The 21917-nt window shown below is 56.4% G+C and carries 20 protein-coding genes; 10 read left to right on the top strand and 10 right to left on the bottom strand.

The features are described from left to right. The first annotated feature begins 8 nt into the window (after positions 1 to 8). Together dapB and HMPREF0183_RS05230 are read left to right on the top strand one after the other, a co-directional pair. Positions 9 to 752 carry a 4-hydroxy-tetrahydrodipicolinate reductase gene (gene dapB, locus HMPREF0183_RS05225; RefSeq protein ID WP_005883578.1) on the top strand — a complete coding sequence of 248 codons (744 nt, stop codon included), beginning with the start codon at positions 9 to 11 and terminating at the stop codon, positions 750 to 752. Further along, positions 752 to 1204: a tetratricopeptide repeat protein gene (locus HMPREF0183_RS05230; protein WP_005883580.1), complete on the top strand. Its 453-nt coding sequence runs from the start codon at positions 752 to 754 to the stop codon at positions 1202 to 1204. Before dapB ends, HMPREF0183_RS05230 begins: the two co-directional genes overlap by 1 nt. Here the strand turns inward: HMPREF0183_RS05230 and HMPREF0183_RS05235 are convergent. After that, positions 1201 to 2487 (bottom strand): heparan-alpha-glucosaminide N-acetyltransferase domain-containing protein, encoded by a 1287-nt coding sequence (locus tag HMPREF0183_RS05235; RefSeq protein ID WP_005883582.1) that lies wholly within the window; start codon positions 2485 to 2487, stop codon positions 1201 to 1203. The two genes, HMPREF0183_RS05230 and HMPREF0183_RS05235, sit on opposite strands and share 4 nt — an antisense overlap. Before the next feature lie 92 nt (positions 2488 to 2579). Here HMPREF0183_RS05235 and dapA point away from each other — a divergent pair, with 92 nt between their 5' ends. The 3 genes from dapA (at position 2580) to HMPREF0183_RS05250 (ending at position 5930) form a co-directional block, all read left to right on the top strand. Further along, complete coding sequence (dapA, locus tag HMPREF0183_RS05240) at positions 2580 to 3497, top strand: 4-hydroxy-tetrahydrodipicolinate synthase (RefSeq protein ID WP_005883584.1); 918 nt, start codon at positions 2580 to 2582, stop codon at positions 3495 to 3497. A gap of 58 nt (positions 3498 to 3555) precedes the next feature. Beyond that, positions 3556 to 5241, top strand: a complete 1686-nt coding sequence (locus HMPREF0183_RS05245; RefSeq protein WP_005883587.1) for a ribonuclease J — start codon at positions 3556 to 3558, stop codon at positions 5239 to 5241. 62 nt (positions 5242 to 5303) lie between these two features. Beyond that, complete coding sequence (locus tag HMPREF0183_RS05250) at positions 5304 to 5930, top strand: helix-turn-helix domain-containing protein (protein WP_040348196.1); 627 nt, start codon at positions 5304 to 5306, stop codon at positions 5928 to 5930. Here HMPREF0183_RS05250 and HMPREF0183_RS05255 read toward each other — a convergent pair. The 3 genes from HMPREF0183_RS05255 to HMPREF0183_RS05265 all read right to left on the bottom strand — a co-directional run bounded on the left by HMPREF0183_RS05255 (position 5889) and on the right by HMPREF0183_RS05265 (position 9159). Then, the gene (locus tag HMPREF0183_RS05255) at positions 5889 to 6395 is read right to left on the bottom strand and encodes a DUF2938 domain-containing protein (protein ID WP_040348199.1); all 507 of its coding nucleotides are present in this window, start codon (positions 6393 to 6395) and stop codon (positions 5889 to 5891) included. The genes HMPREF0183_RS05250 and HMPREF0183_RS05255 overlap by 42 nt on opposite strands. Positions 6396 to 6510: 115 nt before the next feature. Beyond that, positions 6511 to 7239 carry an IclR family transcriptional regulator gene (locus tag HMPREF0183_RS05260; protein WP_005883595.1) on the bottom strand — a complete coding sequence of 243 codons (729 nt, stop codon included), beginning with the start codon at positions 7237 to 7239 and terminating at the stop codon, positions 6511 to 6513. Positions 7240 to 7248: 9 nt separating this feature from the next. Continuing rightward, positions 7249 to 9159, bottom strand: a complete 1911-nt coding sequence (locus HMPREF0183_RS05265) for an L-lactate permease (protein ID WP_005883597.1) — start codon at positions 9157 to 9159, stop codon at positions 7249 to 7251. Positions 9160 to 9455: 296 nt separating this feature from the next. Between HMPREF0183_RS05265 and HMPREF0183_RS05270 the strand changes: the two genes are divergently transcribed. From HMPREF0183_RS05270 to aceB, 3 genes are all read left to right on the top strand, one after another. Continuing rightward, positions 9456 to 10820 (top strand): FAD-binding oxidoreductase, encoded by a 1365-nt coding sequence (locus HMPREF0183_RS05270; RefSeq protein WP_005883599.1) that lies wholly within the window; start codon positions 9456 to 9458, stop codon positions 10818 to 10820. Between the two features lie 75 nt (positions 10821 to 10895). Further along, positions 10896 to 11288 (top strand): GlcG/HbpS family heme-binding protein, encoded by a 393-nt coding sequence (locus HMPREF0183_RS05275; RefSeq protein ID WP_050775354.1) that lies wholly within the window; start codon positions 10896 to 10898, stop codon positions 11286 to 11288. Positions 11289 to 11360: 72 nt separating this feature from the next. Next, positions 11361 to 12956: a malate synthase A gene (gene aceB / locus HMPREF0183_RS05280; protein ID WP_005883604.1), complete on the top strand. Its 1596-nt coding sequence runs from the start codon at positions 11361 to 11363 to the stop codon at positions 12954 to 12956. Between the two features lie 194 nt (positions 12957 to 13150). Here the strand turns inward: aceB and HMPREF0183_RS12510 are convergent, their stop codons facing one another. Together HMPREF0183_RS12510 and HMPREF0183_RS05285 are read right to left on the bottom strand one after the other, a co-directional pair. Continuing rightward, a complete protein-coding gene (locus tag HMPREF0183_RS12510; RefSeq protein WP_083801453.1) occupies positions 13151 to 13969 on the bottom strand; it encodes an NgoMIV family type II restriction endonuclease in 819 nt (272 codons plus the stop codon). Then, positions 13881 to 14948, bottom strand: a complete 1068-nt coding sequence (locus HMPREF0183_RS05285) for a DNA cytosine methyltransferase (RefSeq protein WP_005883608.1) — start codon at positions 14946 to 14948, stop codon at positions 13881 to 13883. Before HMPREF0183_RS05285 ends, HMPREF0183_RS12510 begins: the two co-directional genes overlap by 89 nt. A 365-nt stretch (positions 14949 to 15313) precedes the next feature. Between HMPREF0183_RS05285 and HMPREF0183_RS05290 the strand changes: the two genes are divergently transcribed. Further along, a complete protein-coding gene (locus HMPREF0183_RS05290) occupies positions 15314 to 16117 on the top strand; it encodes a DUF3152 domain-containing protein (protein ID WP_005883609.1) in 804 nt (267 codons plus the stop codon). A 52-nt stretch (positions 16118 to 16169) separates the two neighbouring features. Here the strand turns inward: HMPREF0183_RS05290 and HMPREF0183_RS05295 are convergent, their stop codons facing one another. Further along, a complete protein-coding gene (locus HMPREF0183_RS05295) occupies positions 16170 to 17657 on the bottom strand; it encodes a DUF1846 domain-containing protein (protein ID WP_040348202.1) in 1488 nt (495 codons plus the stop codon). Positions 17658 to 17828: 171 nt separating this feature from the next. Here HMPREF0183_RS05295 and HMPREF0183_RS05300 point away from each other — a divergent pair, with 171 nt between their 5' ends. Continuing rightward, positions 17829 to 18491 carry a Crp/Fnr family transcriptional regulator gene (locus HMPREF0183_RS05300; protein ID WP_005883613.1) on the top strand — a complete coding sequence of 221 codons (663 nt, stop codon included), beginning with the start codon at positions 17829 to 17831 and terminating at the stop codon, positions 18489 to 18491. Between the two features lie 15 nt (positions 18492 to 18506). Here HMPREF0183_RS05300 and HMPREF0183_RS05305 read toward each other — a convergent pair whose 3' ends face one another. From HMPREF0183_RS05305 to HMPREF0183_RS05315, 3 genes are all read right to left on the bottom strand, one after another. Then, the gene (locus tag HMPREF0183_RS05305; protein ID WP_005883615.1) at positions 18507 to 18722 is read right to left on the bottom strand and encodes a heavy-metal-associated domain-containing protein; all 216 of its coding nucleotides are present in this window, start codon (positions 18720 to 18722) and stop codon (positions 18507 to 18509) included. A gap of 25 nt (positions 18723 to 18747) precedes the next feature. Continuing rightward, positions 18748 to 20700, bottom strand: coding sequence for a heavy metal translocating P-type ATPase (locus tag HMPREF0183_RS05310; RefSeq protein ID WP_005883617.1), 1953 nt, complete (start codon positions 20698 to 20700; stop codon positions 18748 to 18750). A 325-nt stretch (positions 20701 to 21025) separates the two neighbouring features. Further along, complete coding sequence (locus HMPREF0183_RS05315; protein ID WP_005883619.1) at positions 21026 to 21868, bottom strand: hypothetical protein; 843 nt, start codon at positions 21866 to 21868, stop codon at positions 21026 to 21028. Between the last annotated feature and the right edge of the window lie 49 nt (positions 21869 to 21917).

Below are 21917 nucleotides of genomic sequence, written 5' to 3' on the forward strand. Positions count from 1 at the left end.
GAGTGTCGGTGTCTAACATTCGAGTCGCAGTACTGGGAGCACACGGTCGCATGGGGTCACACGCAGTGCGTGCCCTGGAAGCAGCCGACGGTATTGAAGTCGTGGCCACCCTGGGGAGCTCCGACCCCCTGGAGCAAGTGGTGGAGTCCGGTGCCCAGGTCGCGGTTGAACTGACCGTTCCGCGTGCAACTGAAGACAACGTACGTTTTTTGGTCAGCAACGACATCCACACTGTCGTGGGCACTACTGGGTGGGACGATGACCGTTTGAGCAGGCTTGAAGACCTGTGCGCTGAACACCCCCAAGTTGGTGTGCTCATTGCGCCAAACTTCTCAATTGGCGCGGTCCTGGCCATGCAGTTCGCAGAAATGGCGGCCCCGTACTTTGACTCTGCTGAAGTAATCGAAATCCACCACACGCGTAAGCTCGACGCGCCCAGTGGAACGGCCGTGTCAACGGCTAAGCGCATCGCCGCGCAGCGCGCGCAGGCGGGCCTACCGCCGGTGCCAGACGCCACCGAAAGTGACCCGCACGGCGCGCGCGGAGCGGTTATCGACGGGATCCACGTCCACGCGGTGCGACAAGTTGGCATGAACGCCAGCGAAGAAATCCACTTTGGTTCAGCCCATGAAGCGCTCACGATTCGTACCGACTCGCACTCGACCGAGGCTTTCATGCCTGGAATCGTCCAAGCAGTCAACGCGGTTGCAGACCACCCCGGGCTCACCGTTGGGCTCGAAAAGTACCTGTAATGTCAAAGGCGAAAATTGGTGCGATCATCATGGTCGTGCTCTTGGGCGCGTACCTGGTGGTGATGGTCAACCGCGGGTGGATTCTACTGACTGACCCGCAGCTGATCGCCAAAATCATGGGGGTCGCACTGTTTGTCTTCCCCGTGATCGCAGTGTGGGCGATTGTGCGGGAGCTGTTCTTTGGGGCGTCCATGGAGCGCTTGGCGAAGATCCTGGAAAAGGAAGGTGGACTTCCCCCAGACAACCTGCCACGTACGCCCGGTGGTCGCATTGTTCGTGAAGCTGCAGACAAAGAGTTTGAGAAGTACCGCGCAGAAGCAGAAGCTGATCCCGAAAATTGGCGTAGCTGGTTCCGGCTTTCGTGTGCGTATGACGCCTCGGGGGACCGCAAACGCGCCCGCGCCACCATGCGTAAGGCGATCAAACTTCACGCTGAGACTGAGAAGCGTTAGCTACCCGTCCTCGCGGGAACCAAACGAGCTACACCAGAGCTGGCAAGCGAAAGCACCTGCTCAAGTGGACCACGGGGGAGTACGAACACCTTCCACAGAACAGCTGCGAAAACGGCAACGTAAATGTGAAGTGCGTATTCGGGCCACGGGCCCAGCGGGAACTGCTGTGTGATTTCCAGGAACACCACGTGACCGGAGTAGATGGTCAACGGCATGGCCCCCGGGGCAGAAAGGAAAAACAACCACACGCGTCCCGGGCCTTCACACAGCTGATGAGTGGGGTTCTGTTCAAACGTGGTTCCAAAAGAGCCCAGTGCGTTCGAAATCAGGCAGCACACCCCAATGACGGCCAGCGCCACGCCTATTGTCCCGGCGAGGTCGAGCGTGGTTCCTGTGTGCGGTGCTGAAACCGTGAGCCAACTCCACGTGTCGGTGGGTGTTACCCCGTGAGTTCCTGTGATGAGTAGCTCGTCAAGCGTTTTGTCGTAGTTGTCGAGAGCAGATTCCTGAAGCGCGAAGAACCCGGCGGGTGACGCTGTCATCAGGAGCCATGAGAAGGCTTTCGCCAGCACGGCCAGACCGGCACCAACCGCAACTGCACTCCAACAGGTGACAGAGCGGTACCAGTTGAGGTGACCCAGGGCCATGCCTATCAGAATGTATCCCAGCCACTGAAGAACAGGGTAGTAGCCGGTGAGGCCAATCGCGGTGAGCAAGTAGCCCGGCTCAGCGAGCATAAAAAGGTTGGGGATCTCAAAGGCTTGTGACAGCTGGAAGTGACTACGGACCATAAAGCTGATGAGTGGCGTGACAATGACCCATAGAAACGCGAGCACGCCCAGCGTGCGTGGCCCGGCGCGTAAGAACAATGTGGCGATCATGAACATGATGCCGTAGTTCACCAAAATGACTGCCACGTGAGTGGTGAATAAGCCAAGGATGAGCCCCAAGACCACGATGCACAGTCCGCGCGTGAAAAGTCCTGCTGCGGCCCGGGCCCAGCCACCGTCTTCAAGTGCGCTACGGGTGGAGAGGATTATTGAGATTCCGGCAATGACTGCGAAGAGGGCGGATGCGCGCCCGGCAAAAATGGAGGCCGAGGTGGCCTCCCCTGCGACTGTGACCAGCGGGACGATGTGGGTTGCGATCATGCCGAAAATGGCGATGCCACGCGCGGTGTCGAGGCCGATGTTGCGGTTTGCAGGTGCTAGGCGGTTGACGACGACGTTCCCGAAGGAACGTGAAGAGCGCGAGGTGCCGAAGCCTTCTGCGGGAAAAACCACACTTTGAGACTAACCCGTTTGTTAGACGTTGAGGGTGAGCCACGCGCGTAAACCTTGGGCGTTGTATTGTTTAGCGCTGTAGAGTAGAGCACATGGCTATGATTCATAGTGCGTACGCTCAGCGGGCACAAGATGCTTTCGGTACGGTTGGTACGGCGATGATCACGCCCTTTTCGCCAAACGGGGCAGTCGATTATGACGCAGTGCAGGTTGTAGCCAATTATTTGGTGCAACAAGGCAACGACATGCTGGTGGTTTCGGGTACCACAGGTGAATCACCTACCACCACTGATGAAGAAAAGGGACAGTTACTCAAGGTTGTCCGAAGCGCTGTGGGCGAACACGTCAAAATTGTTGCCGGTGTGGGCACCAATGTCACGGCCCATTCAATTGAACTGGCCCAGCAGGCGCAAAGCGCTGGCGCTGATGGCCTGTTGGTTGTTACCCCGTACTATTCCAAGCCATCACAGGACAGTATTCGTGCGCATGTGGAAATGATTGCGGACTCGACTGAGTTGCCTGTCATGTTGTACGACATTCCGGGTCGTTCCGGGGTTCCCATGGAAACCGAAACGCTTATTCGCATGGGTGAACACCCACGGGTTCTGGCAGTGAAGGATGCAAAAGGCGATATCGCGGCGTCCATGGATGTGATGACGCGTTCAGACTTGGTGTACTACTCGGGTGAGGACGCACTGAACTTGCCACTCATGTCCGCCGGTGCAATTGGCCTGGTGTCAGTTGTAGGGCATGTGGCAGCCAAAGATCTTGCCCGCATGGTTGATGCCGTGCACAACAACGACCTCATGCAGGCCAGGCACGTAGCTGAAAACCTGGTGCCTATTGTGGATGCCGTTATGAATCACATGCCTGGGGTTGTGTCCGTGAAGGCGGCCCTGGAGCTCGCTGGAATCATCCAGTACCGGGGAACTCGTATGCCTCTCTTGCCTGCAACCGAAGAGCAGGTGGAGTTCTTGCGTTCTAAGCTGGGTGAATTTATCAACCCGTAGTACGGGTAAGCAGGCACTTAGTTTTTTGATGAGAAAACACATGTAGAAAGTACATACAGTGATTGATTTATTGTCCGAATTGAGTGACCCACCTAAGGCGGACCCTGAAGCGTTGCGCATTGTGGCGCTGGGTGGCCTTGGTGAAGTGGGCCGAAACATGACCGTGTTTGAATACCGCGGAAAGATCCTGGTGATCGACTGCGGTGTTCTGTTCCCAGAAGAAGAACAGCCTGGTATCGACCTGATTCTGCCGGACTTTTCATACCTGGATGGTCGTGCTGATGACGTGGTGGGAATTGTGCTCACCCACGGCCACGAAGACCACATTGGTGCGGTCCCGTACTTGCTGAAGAAGCTGGGGGATGTTCCAATCCTGGGGTCCACACTGACCCTCGCACTGGTGGAAGCGAAGCTCAAAGAGCACCGGATCCGCGCAACTACTCGCATCGTCGCCGAAGACGACAAGGACCAGTTGGGCCCGTTCGACCTCGAGTTTGTGGCCGTCAACCACTCCATTCCAGACGCGTTGGCAGTGTGCGTGCGCACGGGTGCTGGAACCATTCTGCACACCGGTGACTTCAAGATGGACCAGTTGCCACTTGACGGCCGCATCACTGACTTGCGGTCGTTTGCGCGTTTGGGTGAAGAAGGCGTGGACCTGTTCCTCACCGACTCCACGAACGCCGATGTCCCCGGTTTCACCTCGATGGAAAAAGACATTGGGGCTGTCCTTGAAGCGCAGTTTGGTCGTGCTGAACGACGCATCATTGTGGCGTCATTCGCCTCCCACGTCCACCGTGTCCAGCAGGTGCTAGAAGCTGCGTCTGCGCACGGACGCAAGGTCGCGTTGGTGGGCCGGTCCATGGTGCGCAACATGAAGATCGCCCAGGAGCTTGGCTACTTGAACGTGCCACCGGGCGTGCTCATCGACATTAAGCACGTGGACTCACTGCCTGATGACCAGGTGGTGCTCATGTGTACGGGATCGCAGGGTGAGCCTATGGCTGCACTGTCGCGTATGGCGAACGGTTCGCACCGCGTGACCGTGAACGAAGGCGACATGGTGGTTCTGGCGTCGTCCTTGATCCCAGGAAACGAAACCGCGGTGTTTCGGGTCATCAACGGACTCATGAAGTTGGGCGCCACCGTGATCCACAAGGGTAATGCCAAGGTCCACGTGTCTGGTCACGCATCGGCTGGTGAACTGTTGTATGCGTACAACATTGTCAAACCCCGAGGTGTCATGCCGGTGCACGGCGAATGGCGGCACATGCTGGCGAACGCAAAGCTTGCGATCGACACGGGAGTGCCGGAAGACCACGTTGTTGTTGCTGACGACGGCTGGGTTGTGGACCTCAAGGACGGCAAGGCGCGCGTTGTGGGCGCCGTGGATTGTGACTACGTGTTCGTTGACGGATCGTCAGTGGGTACAGTCACCGAATCGGATCTGCAGGACCGCCGCATCCTTGCGGGTGAAGGGTTCGTGTCGATCTTTATGACGGTGGACAAGTCAGACAAGCGGGTGTTGGCGGGCCCGGTCATCCATACCCGAGGTGTCGCAGAGTCCGACCGTGTGTTCGACACGATCAAGCCCAAGATTGAAAAGGCAGTTGCGGACGCCTTGGATGATGGGGTTGTCGATGAGCACAAGCTCCAGCAGATCATCCGACGCACCATTGGGCGTTGGATCTCTTCCAAGCTTCGTCGCAAGCCCATGATTGTGCCCATGGTGGTTATCGTCTAAAAGACCGGACCGGGAATACCGGGGAATGCTGGTCGAACGTGCGAATCTAGGAAGTCTCCCACATGCGAGATGAACACGGGTCGGTAGAAGACGTTCTCGCGGGCGTTGGGCCCCGGTTGCGACGCATTCGTCAGGCTCGCGAACTCACATTGGGAGACGTAGCTGATTCGACTAGCATCTCTGTATCAACCTTGTCCCGGCTGGAATCAGGCGAGCGAAAACCTACCCTGGAGCTGCTACTGGCACTGTCGGGTCTGTACGATCTGCCCTTAGATGATTTGGTGGGCGCCCCTCCTGTAGGGGACCCCCGCGTGTATCAAAGGCCAGTGAGCCGAGGTGGCATAACGGTGGTGCCGCTGACTCACTTTCCGGGTCCCCAGCACGCGCTCAAGATGGTGATTCCGTCAACCAGGTCTGTGCCACATTTGTGCCGGCACAAGGGCTACGAATGGCTCTATGTTCTTTCAGGGGAACTACGACTCATCGTTGGTAGCCACGACGTAGTGCTGACGGCTGGTCAGGCAGCCGAATTCGACACAACGACTTTGCACTGGTTCGGCAGCACGGGAGAGTCGCCGGTAGAGATTCTCAGTTTGTTGGGCCTGCAAGGGCAGCGGATTCATCTCTCCAGCGTGATGCAGGCTGAGTCACGAACAGCGACGAACGATAGTCCGAACGATGCGCCCTGAAAGCCAAAGCCCGGCTCCGTAGCTTGCGTGAGCTCGCAGGCTTCCCATGCGTGCCTGAGCTGGATTCGGGATTTTGGAAGCTGCGACACCCATGCCAAAGCCGGGCTGCATGAGTAGCCAGGGTGCTGCAACGGTACCCACGCCCCACAACACAGCTGTGTCGAAACGGGGGCGTTTCAGCCAACCGGGGTCAGCTACGGCTAATGCCACGGCGAAACCGGTTCCGATGGCGTAGTGCGCTACCCAGCCAATCTCTTTCTCATGGGGGACCGGCTCAGCGTGCATGATAGACGCGTGTGCAAACTTGCCGTTGCGCATGTGCCCGATCCACCTGCCGACCATGGCGTAGTCCAGTGATCTCACACCTCGGGTGCGGCGCAGTACTTCTGCAACTGCGTCCATCGTTATCGTGGCACCAATACCTACTGCTGACGCTTGGATAAGTTCACCAAAACCAATGCGCATGCTTGACTCCTTTTGTTGGTAGGCACCCATTACCCCATGCCTACAAGAAGTCCAGCAACTCTTTTTGCTGTTTCAGCAAACCTCGAATGTGGTGGCTAGTGATGACGCGGAGGTCTCAGTGCGATCCTGCCCAGCGGCGAGTGAGCTGCTGGGCAGCTGTGTGTAGAGTGTCTGCTACGTCACCGTATTTTTCTGGCCCCAAGCGTGACGTGGGGGAGCTGACTGAAAGCCCAGCGAGGCTGGGTGCCCCTGGTACATACACTGCGAGGCACCGCACTCCCACTTCCTGTTCTTCGTCGTCAAGCGCGTACCCGTTTTTCCTACACGCGGTCAGGTCTTCGAGTAGCGCGTCGCGGGACAGCAGACGGGGTAACCGAACGTTGTCCAGAATCGTGTGAACTTGCTCGTCTGGCATGGTGGCAAGAACTGCTTTACCCACACCTGAACCCCACACGGGAACGTGCGCACCCACCTGGGTGAACATGCGCATAGACCGCTGGGACGTCGCCTGTGCAACGTAGGTCATAACGTCATTGGTGAAATACGCAAGATTCACGGTCTCACCTAATGTGTGAGCGAGCTTGTCCAAGACCGGCTGGATTGTGTAGCCAGACTGCTTGGCCGCCTCAGTTCCCAAGCTCACAAGGGCAGGGCCTAAGGCATAGCGCTTATCTGTCAGTTGTGTCACGTATCCGCGAGCTGCGAGGTTGGAGACAATGCGGTGAATGGTGGGGGCCGGAATGTCCAGTGCGTTGGCAATGTCAACACTCCGGGCAACCCCACCCATCGACCGCATCGTCTCAAGCACATCGAGCATGCGGTTGACTGACTGAATAGTAGCCATACTCAGTTCTTAGCGCTCTTCACTGCGTGGGGCGCTGGAGCCAGGGGCCACCTCGGCTAGCTCAGGGAACGCTGCCTGCTCACTACCTGGAGTTACCAGACTGTCGTTAGGCGCGGGCTTCTGCTTGGCCGCCAACGCGATAGCGGTGGCGATACCTGCCAGGCAGATAACGAACGCGATCGTTCCCAGGTTGAAGCCTATACCCCACACCCACATGTAGGCGACCGAACCAGCCAACAGGGAGTACACGGCCATGGGGATGATGGTCTTGCGGATAATGTGGCCTTCTTTTCCGAGGAGTCCAACAGTAGCTGCCGCTGCGACAACGTTGTGAACGGACACCATGTTTCCTGCGGCACCACCAACAGCCTGGACGGCGACAACGGTTTCAGGGCTGGGAGCACCGATCCCTGCCCCAGTGGCGAACTGGAACTGCGAGAACATGTTGTTCGAAACCGTGTTAGACCCAGCTACGAATGCACCCAGGGCGCCAATGAACGGTGCGAGCAGTGGCCAGTTTGGACCCATTGCGTTTGCGGCCGCAGTCGCGAGTGTCACCGGCATGGAGTCAAGACCCGAGTCGTTGAAGGCCGGACCAGAGTTGATGAACACGCGGACCATGGGCAGCGAGCACAAGAGTGCAAAAGCGGCTCCGGCGATCTGGCCACCGGCAATCTTCCATGACTCTGCAATCTGCTTAGCAGACATACGGTGAAGCGCGTAGGTCATGAGGCACACGACCAGGAAGATAGCGCCAGGGGAGTACAGCAGGTCCATCTTCTGAGAAAGCCCCTCTTGGCCCAGAATGTCCTTCACAGTCAGAACTGCGTCTTGGGCCAGGAACTTCTTAACAGCAGGGACGTTGCGGGTAATCAGCAACAGGGCGACCACCAGAAGGTAGGGCAACCATGCCTGGAAGAGAGGCATGCGCTTCTTAATGTTTGCGGCTTCAGCCTGTGGGCGCATGGTTCCCATCCACTGCTGAGGCCAGGCGGCGCGGTTGGCGAAGTCCCATGTGTCACGAGGAGCCAGGAAACCTGCCTTAGCAGCCGGCACCACAATAGCCAGACCAATCAGACCACCGATCAGCGAAGGGAATTCGGGTCCCATGAACGTGGCAACTGCAAGGTAGGGAAGGATGAACGCAAGTGCTGCGAAGATGGCGAAAGGAGCTACCTTCAGTCCAGCTGCGAAGCTCTTGTTTTCGCCAAAGAATCCGGTCATGAAGCATGACAGAAGAAGTGGGATGAAAATACCGCACACAGCGTGGATGAGAGCAACCTGAGCGGCGGTGTGAGAAACGAACATGTCTTGGGCAACGGTGACGTTGTCAACGGGGATACCCAGTTCCGTGAGGCGTTCTTTCAGACCGTTCGTGGCCTCAATTCCGGAGTCGAAAATACCTTTACCGATGCCGGTGATCATAGGTGTTCCCACGGCACCGAAGCTCACAGGCGTGGACTGGATGAGCAGACCCGCTAGAACGGCGGCCATTGCAGGGAAGCCCAGGGCCAGCATGAGCGGTGCGACAACGGCGGCTGGGGTTCCGAACCCGGCAGCTCCTTCGATGAAGCTACCGAAGAGCCATGCGACGATCACCACTTGCACGCGGCGGTCAGGCGACACAGCGATGAAGCCAGAGCGGATAGTGTCAATTGCCCCTGACTTGGTGATGGTGGCCAGGAGGAGAAGAGCACCGAAAACGATCCACAAAAGACCAATGGCTACGAGTATTCCTTGGATGACCGAGGCCATAATCGTGGTCCCGGAGATCCCCCAAGCGAAGAACGCAACGGCGGCGGAAGCGACAAGCCCAACGGGCATCGCGATAACTGCGGGAAGACGGAAACCTAAGAGCAGGGTTCCTGCGATCACAATGGGAAGGATCGCCAGTAGGGCTTGTACGCCGAGACTGTCCATGCCAAAAACTTTCTGTGATGTGCGTTACGTGATTTGATTCACACAAGTGTGCCACAGAACTGAGTCTCTTGGGGTTACTGTTTGCGAAAAGATGTTCGCGTGGTGAAAGTTGGTTTTCGTGCTGCGTAGGTGCGTTGGGGTGGAATGCCGCCGAGGTGGTCGCCAGGAGTTTCGCTATGTGAAATTCGCGTTCTACATGACAAAATAACAGTGATATGGTTCACTTTTAACAGGGCTCAATGTGACGAACCCGGCTGGGGTTTGTGGCGATATAACGACGGACGGAAGGTTGCGGCATGTTGGATGAACTTGCGCAGCAGTTGCCTGCTGGAGTTCTTATTACGAACCCCGACACCATGGAAGCGTATAGGCGTGACCGGGCGAATGACCCCAATGCGGGGATGCCTGTGGCGGTAGTGCGTGCAACCGAAGTCGAGCATGTCCAAACGGCTATTAAGTTCGCGGCAAAGCACAACATCCCGGTAGTTCCTCGTGGTGCTGGCTCAGGTCTTTCAGGTGGCTCAACTGCTGTTGACGGGTGCATCGTTATCAGTGTTGACAAGATGAACAACATCGACATTGACCCCGTGACGCGTACCGCTGTTGTGCAACCTGGTGCCATCAACAACGAGGTCAAAGTCGCAGCGGCTGAACACGGGCTGTGGTACCCGCCAGATCCGGCGAGCTTCCAGTTTTGCTCGATCGGCGGAAACATCGCAACAAACGCTGGTGGTCTCTGTTGCGTGAAATACGGTGTGACAACGGACTACGTGTTGGGCCTTGAGGTTGTTTTGCCAGACGGACGGTTGGTCAAGCTGGGCGGGCCACGTTTGAAAGACGTGGCAGGTTTGTCGCTGACCAAACTGTTCGTGGGATCTGAAGGCACTTTGGGCATCATCGTGTCCATCACCTTGCGACTCATCCCGGCACAGCGCCAGCCCACCACGCTGGTGGCCACGTTCCCCACCTTGGAGGGAACCATGAATGCCGTGTTGGAGATTACCCGCAAGATGCGCCCATCCATGCTGGAGTTCATGGACGACGTGTGTATCAACGCGGTTGAAGACCAGATGAAGATGGGGCTGGACCGCAGTGTCAAGGCCATGTTGGTTGTGCAGTCTGATGAACCAGCTCAGTACGCCACGGAAGAAATCCAACTGGTCGAAGTGATCTGCAACCGCAATGGTGCTTCAGAGTGCTACTACACAGCGGACCCAGATGAAGGGGAAATGTTTGCAGCGGCACGTAGGGCTGCGATCCCCGCGGTTGAAATGACCGGAACAATCTTGCTTGAAGATGTGGGCGTTCCGATTCCCAGGCTGGGAGACCTGGTTGTGGGGATTGAGGAAATTTCGAAGAACCGTGACGTCACCGTGGCTGTGATGGCACACGCGGGAGACGGAAACACCCACCCGCTCGTAGTTTTTGATCCAACCGATAAGGATCAAGAGGAACGCGCTCACATCGCGTACGGCGAAATCATGGATCTAGCTATGAGGCTGGGCGGAACGATCACCGGTGAACACGGGGTCGGGAAACTCAAGCAGCCGTGGCTCACCAACTACCTGGGTGACGACGTGCTGGATCTCAACCACCGAATCAAAAAAGCAATCGACCCGCAAGGAATCATGAACCCCGGTTCGTGCTTCGTGATGGGTTAACGGCCACCCGGAAACCACCTCGGCGATTTACTTACGAAAGGCGCGCAATTGAGTGCTTACACAACTGTCAATGTCGTGACACATGAAACGGCTGCGCGAGCAGTCGCGCTGACGCTGGACGAAGGCGAAAAGCTGGGTCTGACGCTGTGCGCGACCGTGGTTGACCCGTCCTTGGGGCTGGTGGCGTACGGGCGTGCTGACGGGATGACCCCACACAGCGTCGAAACGTCGAAGAGGAAGGCACAAACTGCCGCCTCGACGCGCAAACCCAGTGCGGCGATCCTGCCAGAGCTGGCAACCAAGTTGGAGCTCGGGTCGGGTGGGATTCTCACGTCGATTGCGGGTGGCGTGCCGCTGTCGTTCGATGGCGTGCACGTAGGTGGACTTGGAGTGGCAGGCGGTAAACCGGCCGAAGACGCTCAGGTCGCCCAAGCAGTCCTCGCCCGTCTGGGCGCTGACAGTCAATAATCCAGTCAATAGTTCATTCAACAATCCGCTGATAACACAACCGTCAAAACTCACTTACTGAAGGGAAAACCCATGGCAACGAAGCTTGATCTTCCACAGGGAATGGAATTTACCGCCGAGGTCGCAGATGAGCACCTGAAGGTCCTCACCGCAGATGCGTTGGAGTTGATCGCAGAACTGCACCGAAAGTTTGAGTCCGAGCGTCAGGCTCGGTTGGCTGCGCGTAAAGAGGTGCAGAAGTTCCTCGATGAGGGTGGCGAGCTGGACTTCTTGCAAGAGACTGCGCACATCCGCGAGGACGCTGAGTGGCAGGTCGCTGCCCCTGCTCCTGGCTTGGAGGACCGCCGGGTTGAGGTTACTGGTCCTACGTATCGCAAGATGACGATTAACGCGTTGAACTCTGGTGCGAAGGCGTGGCTGGCTGACCAGGAAGATGCGAACACTCCGGCGTGGGAATCAGTGCTGGGTGGGCAGGTGAACCTGCTGGACGCGATCAACCGTGAGATCGACTTTGTGGCAGAGGAAACGGGCAAGGAATACAAGCTGCGCCCGGATGAGGAACTGCCTACGATCATTGTGCGCCCGCGTGGTTGGCACATGACTGAAAAGCACATTCTGGTGGATGGCGAACCGGTTTCGGGTTCGCTGGTGGACTTTGCGCTGTACTTTGCGACTGCTGGGCGTAGGCAGATTGAGAAGGGTCTGGGGCCATACTTCTACCTGCCAAAGATGGAGTCGTACCTGGAAGCACGCCTGTGGAACGATGTGTTTGTGTATGCACAGAACAAGCTGGGTGTTGCTCAGGGAACGATCCGCGCGACCTGCCTGATTGAAACGTACCCGGCTGCGTTCCAGATGGAAGAGATCCTGTATGAATTGCGTGAACACTCCTCAGGGCTCAACGCGGGACGGTGGGACTACATCTTCTCCGTTATCAAGACCCACCGGAACAAGGGTGAGGACTTTGTGACCCCTGACCGTGCAGCTGTGACCATGACCGTGCCGTTCATGCGTGCGTACACGGAACTGCTGGTGCGTACGTGCCACAAGCGTGGGGCTCACGCGATTGGTGGTATGTCGGCGTTCATCCCGTCGAAGGACGAGGCTGCGAACAAGAAGGCCTACGAACAGGTCACCAACGACAAGACTCGTGAAGCAAACGACGGGTTTGACGGTTCGTGGGTTGCGCACCCCGGAATGGTGGACACGTGTAAGGACGCGTTTACCAAGGTGCTGGGGGACAAGCCAAACCAGATTGATAAGAAGCGTGAAGACGTCAACGTGACAGCGGTCGACCTGTTGGCTGTTAAGGACACACCTGGCGACATCACGGATGCTGGTCTGCGCGCCAACATTTCGGTTGGTATCCAGTACGTGCAGTCGTGGCTCAACGGAAACGGTGCGGCAGCGATCAACGGGCTCATGGAAGACGCCGCGACCGCCGAGATTTCGCGTACCCAAGTGTGGCAGTGGATCCAGGCAGGTTCGACCGTGTCTGACACGGGCGAGGTTGTGACCAAGGAACTGGTGCGCTCGCTGGTGGACGAGGAAGTGGCGAAGTTGCCTGCTGGCGACTGGGAAGCTGCGACCAAGCTGTTCGTAGATATGGCCACCGATGACACCTACCACGACTTCCTCACCCTCCCTGCATATGAACTCCTGCCGTAAGGCACGGTTGCCGCTGTAGGCGGCAGGGGAGTCGCTCCCGTGGGAGTTGCTTCGGCGGGAGGCGCTTCGGTAGGAGCGGCCCGGGTTTGTGAGAGAGCGGGCTCCGTGACATGTGTCGCGGGGCCCGCTTTCATGTGTGGCGCTGTCATGCCCGGCTAAGGGGTGGGTTGAAAGACAACGCTAAAGAGCTGTTTTTAAACCGCTAGGTCAAGAGGTAAGTCCGCAATATCGCGAAGACGCTCACCGTTGACCATGGACATCAACAAATTCAGCGCTTCGTCATTACCTGACTTCGTTACCGCCTCGATCATCTCCGGTAGGGCGAAATGGTAGACGCAGTCAATGTCGCCAGTTCCTAGCGCAAGTGACGAGATGCGCGACGGAGTTGGCTCTCCCGTTACTACTACGATGTGTGGGAGTCTGCCTTTGCGATTACGCACTAAGTTTAGTGCTTCTGAGCGCGCATTTTGAGCTCGGTCAGAACGGAGTGTCCACTTGCAAGAAACGACAGCATGAAGAATTGGGTGTGGCTGATTAGCTTCGCGAACAGGTGTGTATCGACCTACATCATCTGACATGAGGAGACCACCTTGTTCAATACGCTCGTCAGGTTCAGGAAGACGCGAGACAAGTACATCCGGAGAAATGACGTATGCGTTGCCTAAAACTGATTGCAATGTTGGTGACGCTTCGATCGCTCGAGCTAGCTCGTCGAGGTGGCGAAAGGGTACATAGTCACTCATACCAGCACCTCTCCTCTTTCCGCCTAGATTGGTGAATCGCCAAGAACCAGGGCGTAGTGTATTTAATAGAGGGAACGTTCGTTCAAGAAAGCTCATAACAGCTGCCTCGAATTGCCCGCCGACAGTTTGGCCAGCAAGCCTTTCACCAACAGTTTCTACCTTAAGTAAACGTGCAATCTCACTAGCGAATTTGATTGACGACTTCTGGCTCTTGTCTGCATTTGACGGGACGCCCGCTTTGTTTATCGCCAAAGTTCCGTTGGCGATCAGAAGGGCGTGAAATGCTTGTCGCTCCGCTTTCAGCGTTGTTTGGTTGAGTTCCATTTAGTGCCTCCGCAATACGTGTGCCAATCGCTTTAGCAACCGGTGGTGGGAATGCGTTACCAACTTGTCGGTACGCGCTTGTTTTTCGTCCCGCAATGCGCCATTCGGTTGGGAACCCTTGAACCAGGGCTGCCATCGAGACAGTAAGTCTTGGCAGGCCCACGAAACCAGGAGCAGGAGGTGTGTCTGCTAATCCTCTACCGTCGACGCCTAGCCGTTCCCAAGCTTGGCGTGCTCGTGTAGGCCCAAGGTCTGCTCCACCATGTTTCTTTGAGCCACCAACTAGGGTTGGAGCGATAGCATCAGCGCTCTCTGCCCACCTGGTTGCACCCTCCCAACCGAGCGAAGCCATTTCATCCTTGAGTATTGGACCAACTGGAACTCGAAGAGAAGTGTCGCCAGAAGGAAACTCGAAATCAGCTTCGCCATCCTTCAGCGCAACAAGGACTGCGCGTGGTCGTAACTGCGGTACGCCGAAATCTGCAGAAGTAACGAGTTCCCACGAAACGCGATATCCAAGAGAAATAAACGAATCAACAATTGCCGAGCGATAGTCAGCAAAGTTCCTCCCCATTATGCCGCGTACATTTTCGAGCATTACTGCTCGGGGATTCAAAATCTGGGTGAGTTCGATGGCTCGCGGAAACAGATTGCGATCATCTGCTGGGCCGAGTTGTTTTCCAGCGAGTGAAAATGGTGGGCAGGGGACTCCACCGGCCAGTAAGTCGGGCCGTTCTAAGCTTTTTGGTGGTTGCCAATTGAGCAGATCTGCCTGATGCACGTTCCAACGGGGTCGATTCATGCGAAGCGTGGCAACTGCATCTGAGTCAATTTCAACGAGACACGTATGCTCAAACCCCGCTTGTTCGAGCCCGAGAGCCTGCCCGCCTGCACCTGCGCAGATTTCTACAGAAGTGAGAGTCACCGGTCGTCCTTTCGTAAGTTTGATGCCAACTTACATGGAGGGTCTGACACACTTTTTCGATTTTGTAATAGGAAGCCGTTCCATGGAGCAGGTTGTGCTTCTTGGGACTATCTGAAACTCAGCCTTCATGTAGACAAACTACAAATCCAGGGAGGTCAAAAGCCTAACACGGTTGCACGGCAGTTGTTCCTCTTAACGCGTGTGTTGGCGGGTCCTGAGCGCTTTGATGAAGTTTTTGCACGCCAGTAAGTGCTGTGGAAGCTCCAACGCCCGATGCCTGTGCAGCTCCTCAGCGTGGCACAAGCAGTTGCGAGCTAGTCATCGATATCCTTTAACCGTCTTGGAAGTTGAAGGTTGGAAGAGCTGTGTTTGAGCCGAACTCTCGCACATACAAAATTGTGCTCGCATCGCTAATAATCGTGTGCTTTATCGCCTTAGGCATCATCGCGTGGGACCTCACACGCCCAAACATGGGCACCGTCTCGACTCAGCCCCAAACACAAGCCACTCAAAACACCCCCACACCCACACCGGTCGCAACTGAAGAACCAACGCAAACAGCGACGACCTCGGCGGCCCCAAAACCCAGCCCCACCCCAGAACCAACCAAAGCGAAAGACCGCGACTTCAACACGGACGACATCCCACGAAAGGGCTCGCAAAAGTGGAACGTCAGCGAAAAACTATCCCCCATCAATCACAAAGGTAAGGACTTCCGCGTCTACATCCGCATCGAAAAAGACCTACCTTTTGACGTTGACGAAACCACCGCACGCATCATGAAAACCCTGCAAGACGAACGCGGCTGGCAGAAGGTGGACAACGTCAGATTCATCCAAGTCACCAGTCCCAAACGCGCTAATGTCACTATCAACGTGGCCACGCCCGGCACAGTCGACAAAATGTGCGCGCCCCTAAGAACACTGGGCAAACTGTCCTGCCACAACGGCAACAACGTCATGTACAACGCCGACCGCTGGGTAGACGCAACAGACGAATTCGACGACCTCGAACAGTACCGCGACTACCTGATCAACCACGAAGTCGGACACGCACTAGGCCACGGACACAAATCGTGCCCCGGCAAAGGTAAGCCTGCACCCCTCATGCAACAACAAACCAAAGGTCTACAAGGCTGCAAACCAAACGGCTGGCCCTCCGTGGCGTGACCTTAGGTCTGTAACCACTCGGGCCAGCCGTCACTGGCACAAAGCCTCCACCCTAGCGGCGGTGGAACAAGCTCTTCCGCTGATACTTAGGTTCGCTCGTCACCTGCATATCCAAACTACGGAAGATCCCCTCATCCACTGACCCCAAAATGGTCGTGGTGTGAACATTGCACCCGCGCAACTGTGACAACTGATCAATCGCCCGTCGCGAATCCTCACTTGTCTCAGCCGAAACAGACAACGCAATCAGCACCTCATCCGTGTGCAAACGCGGATTCAAACTACCCAAATGCTTGGTCTTCACCGTCTGAATCGGCTTGATCGACTCTGGCGATAGCAAGTGAACATCCGGGTCAATACCCGCCAGATGCTTCAAAGCGTTCAACAACATGGCGGCCGAGCACCCCAGCAGATCAGACGTCTTACCCGTGACCAACGTCCCATCAGCCAACTCCATACACGAAGCAGGAGCACCTGTTTCAGCTTCCAGTTTCAACGCCGGTGCCACTACCCGAAGATCATCTGTGGTAGCCCTTGCCTTACTCATGACAATCGCAGCACGCTCAGAGAGCGTGTTGTCCCAGTCGTTGCGCGCCTCATCCACCAGGGCCTTGTAATACCGGCGCACAATCTCCTTCTTAGACGTCTCCCTGCACACCTCATCGTCGGTGATGCAGTAGCCGGCCATATTCACACCCATGTCAGTGGGGGACTGGTACGGCGAAGAACCTGCCAGCGTCTCCAACAGCGTCTTTAACAGAGGAAACACTTCAACGTCACGGTTATAACTGGTCACGCGTTCGCCGTATGCCTGCAAATGGAACGGGTCAATGACGTTCATGTCGTTGAGATCGACAGTGGCCGACTCATACGCCAAGTTCACTGGGTGCTCCAACGGCAGATTCCAAATGGGGAAGGTCTCGAACTTGGCGTACCCAGACTGAATGCCGCGCTTAAAGTCGTGATAGATCTGCGACAGACACGTCGCCAACTTTCCGGAACCCGGCCCAGGAGCGGTCAGCACCACAACGTCGCGTTCGGTTTCAACGTATTCGTTCAGCCCGAACCCTTCATCACTCACGATCCTGCTCACGTTTGTGGGATAGCCCGGGATCGTGCGGTGTTTGGCGACACGCAAGCCCAGACGTTCCAAACGATCAATGAATGCCTGGGCCAGCGTGTTCTCTTCATCCATCTGTGTGACAACCACCCAGTTGACCAAGAACCCGCGCTCGCGGAACACGTCCACCAGGCGCAAAACGTCCTCTTCATAAGAGATGCCCAGGTCTGCTCTCACCTTGTGGCGGTGCAGGTCCTGGGCATTCATGGCGATGACAATCTCGATGTCGTCGGCGATGCGTTGCAGCATCTCTATTTTGTTGTCTGGAGTGAAACCGGGGAGGACACGGGAGGCGTGGTTGTCGTCGAAGAGCTTCCCACCCATTTCCAGGTAAAGCTTCCCGCCTATCTGGTCGCGCCTTTTGCGGATATGCTCCGACTGCATTTCGATATATCGTTCGCGATCAAAACCGGTTTTCATCCCGTCCCCTTTTATGTAGTTTTTCACCGTTGATGAGTATAAACCGGTGAGATGTTTCGTGGATGTTAAAAGGCGACACACGTGAGAAACACGCCCGCGACACAAACCGATGCACTTGTGGCGTGTTTCCTGGCCGCAAGCGTGGTCGGAGTTTCAACGTAGAGTGGATCTATGGCTCTCCCTATCTGCGTCGCGTCAGTTCCGATCTTTCAAAACCTCGATCACCAAGGTCAGGAATCGATTGCGTCGCGACTCCAGCACGTCCATTTGCAGGCCGGTGAAGCGCTTGCCATGCCGGGCGACCCTGGGGCTCTTCGCGTGGTCCGCAGTGGCCGAATCCGGCAGTCGCGGATTACTGCTAATGGCTCCGAACAGCTCCTACGTGTTCTTTCTCATGGCCAATTCACGGGAGAGCTAGCCGTGCTCACCGGCCAACCTGAGCAAGTTATGTCGGTTGCACTCACTGACTCCGAGGTGTGTGTATTATCCGCTGCCGACCTTCGCGAAATTCTGGTGACCCACCCCAAGGTGAGTATAGAAATGATCGCCGAGGTGTCCACTCGCTTGGCACGTTCCGAAGACCAACTCACACAGATCACCGGGCGTTCGGTCTCGGCGCGTTTAGGGGAGTATTTGGCAGGGCTCGCCGAGGCGGCAAAAGGGGCTGCCTTTGAACTTCCCATGGCGAAAAAGGATCTGGCATCGTTCTTGGGCACGACGCCTGAAACGCTGTCGCGGACGTTACGTACGTTCGCGGACAAAGGGCTTATTTCTCAGTCCGGGCGGCGCATAACAGTAAAGGAGCCCAGGCGCTTAATGCTGCTGGACTCCTAAGTAGGCGACTGGGCGTTAGCTCACGCTTTTTACCGGATACCCCAAGTCGTCGATGATTTTGCGGATTGATGCTGCTGACGCCCGCGCTTCTTCGTGGTCGACGACGACGCGGCTCGAATTGAACTTCACGTCTACCTTCTCAACTCCGTCGACGCGGCCAACCGCGGTTTCGATCTTGGCGACACACGATGGGCATGTAAACGGTTCAGTGCGGAATGTTGTTGTAGTCATATTTCCTCCTTCAGTGTTGTTACTTTCAGTTAAGTTCAACAGTGGATTTCTCGCCTTGATCTGCATCAAGTTTGCGGATCTTTGCTTTAAATCGGACTAGTCGTACAGCGTTGAGCACCACCACTAACACCGAAGCTTCGTGTACCAGCATGCCCACACTCATGAACACAGCGCCTGCGACAACTCCAACGAGAAGCGCAACCACGGTAGCGAGAGCGATAAACGTGTTTTGGCGCACGTTGCGCACGGTCGCTTGCACAAGTTGTCGCGCGTGTACGAGCTGATCAAAACGTCCACCGGCAAGAACCACGTCTGCAGTGTCAATTGACACATCAGTGCCCGTACCCATTGCAATTCCAACGTGCGCTGCCGCGATCGCAGGAGCGTCGTTAATGCCATCACCGATCATTGCGACTTTCCGGCCCTGTGCGGTGAGTTCCTGAACCGCATCAACCTTGTGCTCCGGTAGAAGTTCCGCCTTCACCTGATCAATGCCCAGCTCGCGCGCAACAGCAGTAGCAGTGCGGGGGTTATCGCCGGTGAGCATGACAATGTCACGGATTCCCCATTCATGCAGTTGTGAAAGCGCCTTGGCTTCCGGACGAATCGTGTCAGCCACTGCGATCATCCCGGCCAACTTACCGGCCACGATCACAAAGAACACCGTAGCGCCTGCCGTTTCTAATTCCTGGGCCTTCTTCTCCCATGAGCCAAGCGTTACACAATACTCGTTAACCAATCTGCGTGAACCCACGGCAACTTCTGTGCCCTCAACAGTTCCGCTGATTCCAGAGCCAGCGTGAACCCGTACATCAGAAACTGTGGAGAGGGACACCTCGGCGGTGGCCTTTACAACAGCGGTACCCAACGGGTGCTCAGAAGCCGTTTCGACAGCAGCGGCCAGGCGCAAAACCTCGTGTGCGTCAGAACTGATGCCTACAACCTCGACCACGGTAGGACGGCCGTGGGTGAGCGTACCCGTCTTATCGACCACCAGCGTGTCCACTGCAGTGAGTCTTTCAACTGCATCGCCGCCTTTCAGTAACACGCCGTGCCGAGCGCCGTTACCAATCCCCGCGACCATTGACACGGGCGTGGAAATTACCAGGGCTCCGGGACATGCAATCACCAAGAACGTCAGCGCGAAGTGCGCATCAAACGTCACTAAGAACGCAACAACCGCTAACACGATGATGGTGGGGGTGTACCAACGGGAAAAACGGTCCAAAAACCTTTGCGTGGACGATTTAGAGTCCTGAGCGTCCTCAACCAGTTCAATGATGCGAGAAAACGCGGTGTCGGAACCTACGTGTTCAGCACGAATAGTCAGAAAACCGTCAGCGACAATCGTGCCGGAAAACACCGAGTCACTGTCGTCTTTGAGAGCTGGAACGGGTTCACCGGTAATCGTGGATTCGTCGATGTGCCCACGCCCGTCGACCACGGTACCGTCGACCGGCACGCGTGAACCTGTGCGCACAACAACGTGCTCTCCCACCTTCACGCCGGACGCGGGCACGGTGACGGTTTCACCATCACGAATTACATCCGCCTCTTGTGGGGCCATATCGATAAGGTCACTCACCGAACGACGCGTGCGCTCCATCGACCGTGCTTCGATCCACGAGCCGAAAACGAACAGAAAGGCCACCACGCCTGCTTCAACTAACTCCCCAATTACTAGGGCGCCGGTTACGGCGATCGTCACAAGCAAGTCGATCGAAAACGTTTTATACCTAAGCGCTTGAAGAGCTGTCTTAGCGATGGGCCAACCGGCCGTCAGAGCTGCACCCAGCAGACTCACCATCTGCAGGCTTCGCCACGAAACGATGGGTATGTCTCCCGTTGCAAATGCCCAACCGCTCACAGCAGATAGGGCGGGTTCATCTACCCATTGCGCGATTCCCCATGCCACAAGTGCCAGCACTAGGAGCGCACCACTAATCAGCGAAATCCTCGCTCTAGCTTTTGAAGTCATCGTCACTCCTCTTCCTTGTTCTGTTAGCAGTACATCGAAAGAGAAGCGACCCCACCTTGACGTAGATCAAGAACCGTTTTCTCTACAATCCTTAATCAGGAGTGTAGAGTAAAGCCCACTTTTGTTCGTTTTGTTCACGTTTTCGGTCCAAAAACGGCCCATTACTCTACACAGCTAGTCCAAAGTCGCTCAGGAGTGTAGACAAACTCCACGAACATCTTGTGGCCAGTAACCCGAGGAGCGCCCTCACAAAAACGCGCGGAGAGACGTTGCGTCTCTCCGCGCGTGCACGTGAGGTCACTGCCTGTCAAGGACACGAGAACGTTTAGAACACTCCAGCGTTCTTCTTGCCTCCGTCGGTCAGAGTTACACCCTTACGGGAGTCCTTCTTGTAGTCGTTGTAACCGGTTGTGTCGTCCTTGAGACGGTCAGCGTGGCTGACCTCAATGTAGTTCGAGATGCGACCCAACTTGGTCTTACCGTCACCAAAGTTCAGGTTCGCAACCAACGTTTCTTCACCTGGTTCAATCGCGTTCGACAAGGTCACCTGGAAAGTGCGAGTTGAGGTCTTCTTGTCGAAGCCGAGGTCGCGAGTGTACGCGCCGTTGAAGTGGCCAGGCGTGATGAGGCGGTCAACACCCTTCGGTCCCTTGTCAGTCTTGACCTTTACCAAGAACGAGGTCTGTGGGAACTCCTGGTAGTAAGTGTCGGAACCTACGTTCTTGACGCGTAGCGCTACAAGCCCGGCGTAGCCAGGAGCTTTACCTGCTGCAACGGTCAGGCGTGGTTCGAGGTCGTGCTTAGCCTGCTTAGCAGGCTTGGTGGTGCTGACCTTTGGAACCAAAGGTTCTTTGGTTTCGACGACACGGTCTACTGGCTTGCCAGTGCCCTTGCCACCTTCAGCGCCTGAAGGGTTGTCGTACATGCGCACGCGAACTTCGTTCTTAATGGGCGCAAAGGCAGTCCATGCGGTTGGGTTGGGCCAAGTTCCGTTTGGCTTGCAGTACTGCTGGGTTCCGCCCATGTTGAATTCGGTGGATTCCGACTTGCTTCCGTTAACCGTCAGCGAGATGGTCTGCGAACGGCTTGTCGACTGAGTCAGTGGAATAGGGGACTTGGTCTTGTTGTTGGTGGAGATGGTCCCAACAGGAGCCCACGAGTCTTTCACCAGCAGGGCTGGCCCCGAACAGGACTGCAAAGACCGCGGTGCCGGCCAG

It is taken from the genome of Brevibacterium mcbrellneri ATCC 49030 (assembly GCF_000178455.1).
Lineage (GTDB): Bacteria > Actinomycetota > Actinomycetes > Actinomycetales > Brevibacteriaceae > Brevibacterium > Brevibacterium mcbrellneri.

What these genes read in the sequence shown, in the direction of transcription:
- HMPREF0183_RS05305 (WP_005883615.1), bottom strand. Translation starts at nt 18,722, where the DNA reads ATGACTACAACAACATTCCGCACTGAACCGTTTACATGCCCATCGTGT.
- HMPREF0183_RS05310 (WP_005883617.1), bottom strand. Translation starts at nt 20,700, where the DNA reads ATGACTTCAAAAGCTAGAGCGAGGATTTCGCTGATTAGTGGTGCGCTC.
- HMPREF0183_RS05265 (WP_005883597.1), bottom strand. Translation starts at nt 9,159, where the DNA reads ATGGACAGTCTCGGCGTACAAGCCCTACTGGCGATCCTTCCCATTGTG.
- HMPREF0183_RS05260 (WP_005883595.1), bottom strand. Translation starts at nt 7,239, where the DNA reads ATGGCTACTATTCAGTCAGTCAACCGCATGCTCGATGTGCTTGAGACG.
- HMPREF0183_RS05250 (WP_040348196.1), top strand. Translation starts at nt 5,304, where the DNA reads ATGCGAGATGAACACGGGTCGGTAGAAGACGTTCTCGCGGGCGTTGGG.
- HMPREF0183_RS05300 (WP_005883613.1), top strand. Translation starts at nt 17,829, where the DNA reads ATGGCTCTCCCTATCTGCGTCGCGTCAGTTCCGATCTTTCAAAACCTC.
- HMPREF0183_RS05270 (WP_005883599.1), top strand. Translation starts at nt 9,456, where the DNA reads ATGTTGGATGAACTTGCGCAGCAGTTGCCTGCTGGAGTTCTTATTACG.
- aceB (WP_005883604.1), top strand. Translation starts at nt 11,361, where the DNA reads ATGGCAACGAAGCTTGATCTTCCACAGGGAATGGAATTTACCGCCGAG.
- HMPREF0183_RS05255 (WP_040348199.1), bottom strand. Translation starts at nt 6,395, where the DNA reads ATGCGCATTGGTTTTGGTGAACTTATCCAAGCGTCAGCAGTAGGTATT.
- HMPREF0183_RS05295 (WP_040348202.1), bottom strand. Translation starts at nt 17,657, where the DNA reads ATGAAAACCGGTTTTGATCGCGAACGATATATCGAAATGCAGTCGGAG.
- dapA (WP_005883584.1), top strand. Translation starts at nt 2,580, where the DNA reads ATGGCTATGATTCATAGTGCGTACGCTCAGCGGGCACAAGATGCTTTC.
- HMPREF0183_RS05230 (WP_005883580.1), top strand. Translation starts at nt 752, where the DNA reads ATGTCAAAGGCGAAAATTGGTGCGATCATCATGGTCGTGCTCTTGGGC.